Raw genomic sequence first — 3,629 nt, 5'->3', positions numbered from 1 at the left:
TTACGGCTATCAAAACGGCTTCGATGCCCTGTTTGCAGGCAACTTCCTCAACAACCGCGACTACAAAGACGGCAACGGCAATGTCAACCACGGCAGTCGTCTGAAACAGCACAGCTACCTCGCCAAACTCGGCTACGACTTCAACGACGACCACGGCATCCGCCTGACCTACCGTCAGGAATACCAAAAAGGCAACCGCACCGACAAAGCCGAGTTCCAAAACGTTGACAGCTATGTCGGCGTGGACGGCACTTATCAAAAAGAGCAGACCTACAATCTGGAATACCGCGGCCGCAACGTCGGTTTCCTCGACAAAATCGACGCCAACGTCTTCCAAATCAATACCGACGACACCAAACCGCCTAAAGGCGCGCCTTCTCCAAAAGCCCAAGCTTCCGGCACGGCGCAAGGCGGCGTTCCCATCGGCAAGCTTGAGTTAAGCAAAATCAAAGCAACCGGCGCAAATCTGAACCTCGCCAGCTCCTTCGGCGACGGACACATGGTGAAATACGGCGTCAACTACCGCCACGAAACCTCCGAGCCGTCCGACAAAGGCGCATGGCTGAAGATTCTCGGCCTGTATGACCGCGACAAAGAGAAAAAAGCCGAATACGGCGTGTACGCGGAAGGCATTTGGAACCTGCACCCCGTTACCCTGACCACCGGCCTGCGTTACGACCATTTCAAATACAACGCCGCCAGCAGACAAAGCGCGTCGCACGGACAGCTCAACCCCAGCATCGGCGCGATTTGGGACATCAACGACAACTTCTCCCTCTTGGCAAACCTCAATCAGGCAAGCCGTGCGCCCCGCCTGAACGAAGCCCTGTTGGCTAACGAACGCGCAGGCGCCGCCGCCGATTTGGACAGCAACCTCAAAGCCGAAACCGCCCGCCGCGCCGAACTCGGCTTCAGATGGCGCAACGACAATTTCAACGTCAGTGGCAGCGTGTTCCACCAACGCATCAAAGACCTCATCGTCTATCGTTGGGCAAAAATCAATAACAACACCGCCTCCATCACCGAACGCGGCAAGATTTACAACGGCGGCACGCTCAAAACCTACGGCTACGAACTTGACGCATCCTACCGCTGGGGCGGCCTGACCGCGCGCGCCGGCGTATCCTACGTCAAACCGCGTCTGAACGGCGAAATGTACTACGGCGAAAGCCCGATTCAAGCGGAAGACCACGAAAGCTCGTTCACCTTCTGGAACACCGGCCGCCAATGGCTGACCGGCCTGTCTTATCAGTTTGAAAACCACAAACTCGAAATTGGCTGGCGCGGTCGCTACGCCCAAAGCGTGAAATACACCGACGTCGCCCGCGGACAAGGCACGATACACGGCAAAAAAGCCGGTTACGGCGTACACGACATCTACGCCAACTGGCAGCCGCTGAAAAAAGACAACCTGAACGTCAACTTCGCCGTCAACAACATCGGCAACAAGCAATACCGTTCGCACAGCCAACGCTTCCCCGACGGCAACGGACGCGTGCCCTTCTACGAACGCGGCCGCGAGTTTGCCTTGGGCATGAACTATCGTTTCTAATGATACGAACATTATGACGTTATAAGGAAATAAAAGGCCGTCTGAAATTCAGTTTTCAGACGGCCTTTTATAATTCGTAGACAATTTGATTTTAAAGTATTTCCTCTCCCTTGCTAGTTACACAACGGATTATCCAGTCTTCAAATCGTCTCCATTGGACTTCTTTTCCAAATCGGTCATGATTTTATTCCTTCTGAAAACTGACTACTCATTCTTCCAATATAAATAACATCTTACATAGATCATCTCCAGTACCTCTAAAAAATAAAGGCTGTATTTTTACATTTAACCATGCCGTTGGAGATTGATTCTATTTGTACGTCTAAAAAATACAATGCAAATATTCATTACACTTTTACTGTAAACCATTTGACAAAGTCATCTTTAAAGCTATAATATTTCTAATATATGATTTTTGTTATATATGTTTATTTATAGACAATTCATTCTGAAACAAGGAGCAATAAAATGAAACGAAACTTGGGTACTTTGGATCGCGTAATCCGTATTGTTATCGGTGTTGCACTGATTGCTGCAGCCGCTACCGGACACATTGGCTGGTGGGGTTGGCTGGGCATCATCCCTCTGGGTACAGCACTGATTGGCAACTGTGCGCTGTACAGCTTATTGGGCATCAACACCTGCCGCATCAACAAAAAATAACGAAGGCAAAACATGAGTACGGTCGGACAACTCCCGCGAATCACGCCTTCCGAAGCAATGGCAAAAATCCGTGAGGGCGCGTTGGTAGTCGATATCAGAAGCCAAGCCGAATATCGGGGCGGGCATATTGGCGGCGCATTATCCCTTCCGCCTGAGCAGCAGCGAGACAAACTGCCCGATGATACAGCCCCATGCCTGATTTTTTATTGCCTGAGCGGTAAACGTACAACACAGGCAGAAACAATATTGTCAGCGCTTGGCCAAGGTCGAGAATGCTATATTCTAGAAGGCGGCTTACAGGCATGGAAAGCTGCAGGGCTTCCTATTGTTGCCGACCGTGCCGCACCGGACATCATGCGGCAGGTGCAAACCATTGCGGGCAGTTTGATTCTGTTAGGCGTGCTGGCAGGTTGGTTGGTATCGCCTTGGTTTTATCTGATAGACGTGATGGTCGGCGCTGGCCTGTTGACGGCGGGGTTAACCGGATTCTGCGGCATGGCGCGCCTGCTGGCCAAAATGCCATGGAATCATTAAGCAAAGGCCGTCTGAAAGTTGCTGCTGAGGACATTATGACTGATAATTCGACCTCCTCATTTGCCGAAAAGCGTGAAAAATGACTATTGCCGACAATCAACCACCCTACGAAGAAGCCAGCGCTTTTCTCAAACTACTGGCCAATCCCAACCGCCTCGCCGTATTGTGCAAACTACATGAAAGGCCGCACAATGTAACTGAGTTGGCTGAATCATCCGGACTGCCGCAAGCGGCAATGTCCAGCCAATTAGCCCTACTACGTGAAGCCGGTTTGGTATCGTTTGAGGTGAACCATCGGGAACGGCAATATTACATTGCCGACCCGAGGGTAACCGAGATGATACAGTTGCTGTATTCCTTTTTCTGCGCAGAAAAATTTTGAAATGTTGCCGAAATAGGAAGGCCGTCTGAAAATTTTTCAGACGGCCTTTATTGTATTTATTTTCAGATGACCTTTTTATACTGCTTCTATATTTACACTTAAAGCCCGCGTGCCTGTGTACCTCACACACCCCGTCTCTACAGGTTTAATACGTACTACAGCTTGCTTGCTTTAAATAAATGCTTCTCCAAATAAATGCTTCGCCCAAAAGCATCTGTGTCTATGACTTTTCCAGAAAAAATATATTCTTCAAGAAGTGAGGTAAGATTTTTTTCTTCTTCCTTCAAGGGATTTCTATTTTCTCTTTCAACTTCTTGATCAAATAAGTAAACGTCAGTCAACCAGCTTTCAGTTATTGGTAAATGCTCAAAGAATTTCGATTCAATTAATAAATCTGTATAGTTTTTTTCTTTTTCTTTTTCTCTATAACCTAGTGAATTAAACAAAATAAGAAATTGAATGTATGGTGGTGTTAATCCTCGAATTAGACCATAATAT

At 48.5% G+C, this 3,629-nt stretch carries 4 protein-coding genes and 1 pseudogene; 4 read left to right on the top strand and 1 reads right to left on the bottom strand.

Going from position 1 to position 3,629, the window contains the following annotated elements:
* The 4 genes from ACTHUE_RS13085 to ACTHUE_RS13070 all read left to right on the top strand — a co-directional run.
* A partial coding sequence (locus ACTHUE_RS13085) for a TonB-dependent receptor plug domain-containing protein (protein WP_440423673.1) occupies nucleotides 1–1,552 on the top strand: 1,552 nt, incomplete at its 5' end.
* A 468-nt stretch (nucleotides 1,553–2,020) separates the two neighbouring features.
* Nucleotides 2,021–2,215, top strand: a complete 195-nt coding sequence (locus ACTHUE_RS13080) for a YgaP family membrane protein (protein WP_036491196.1) — start codon at nucleotides 2,021–2,023, stop codon at nucleotides 2,213–2,215.
* 12 nt (nucleotides 2,216–2,227) lie between these two features.
* Complete coding sequence (locus ACTHUE_RS13075) at nucleotides 2,228–2,749, top strand: rhodanese family protein (RefSeq protein ID WP_315114280.1); 522 nt, start codon at nucleotides 2,228–2,230, stop codon at nucleotides 2,747–2,749.
* Nucleotides 2,750–2,828: 79 nt separating this feature from the next.
* The gene (locus ACTHUE_RS13070) at nucleotides 2,829–3,131 is read left to right on the top strand and encodes an ArsR/SmtB family transcription factor (RefSeq protein ID WP_107791816.1); all 303 of its coding nucleotides are present in this window, start codon (nucleotides 2,829–2,831) and stop codon (nucleotides 3,129–3,131) included.
* A gap of 155 nt (nucleotides 3,132–3,286) precedes the next feature.
* Here ACTHUE_RS13070 and ACTHUE_RS13065 read toward each other — a convergent pair.
* A pseudogene (locus tag ACTHUE_RS13065) lies at nucleotides 3,287–3,629 on the bottom strand (putative phage abortive infection protein); the annotation flags it as partial.

It is taken from the genome of Neisseria sp. P0021.S005, from assembly GCF_051956955.1.
This window is presented reverse-complemented; position numbering and strand designations above follow the sequence as displayed.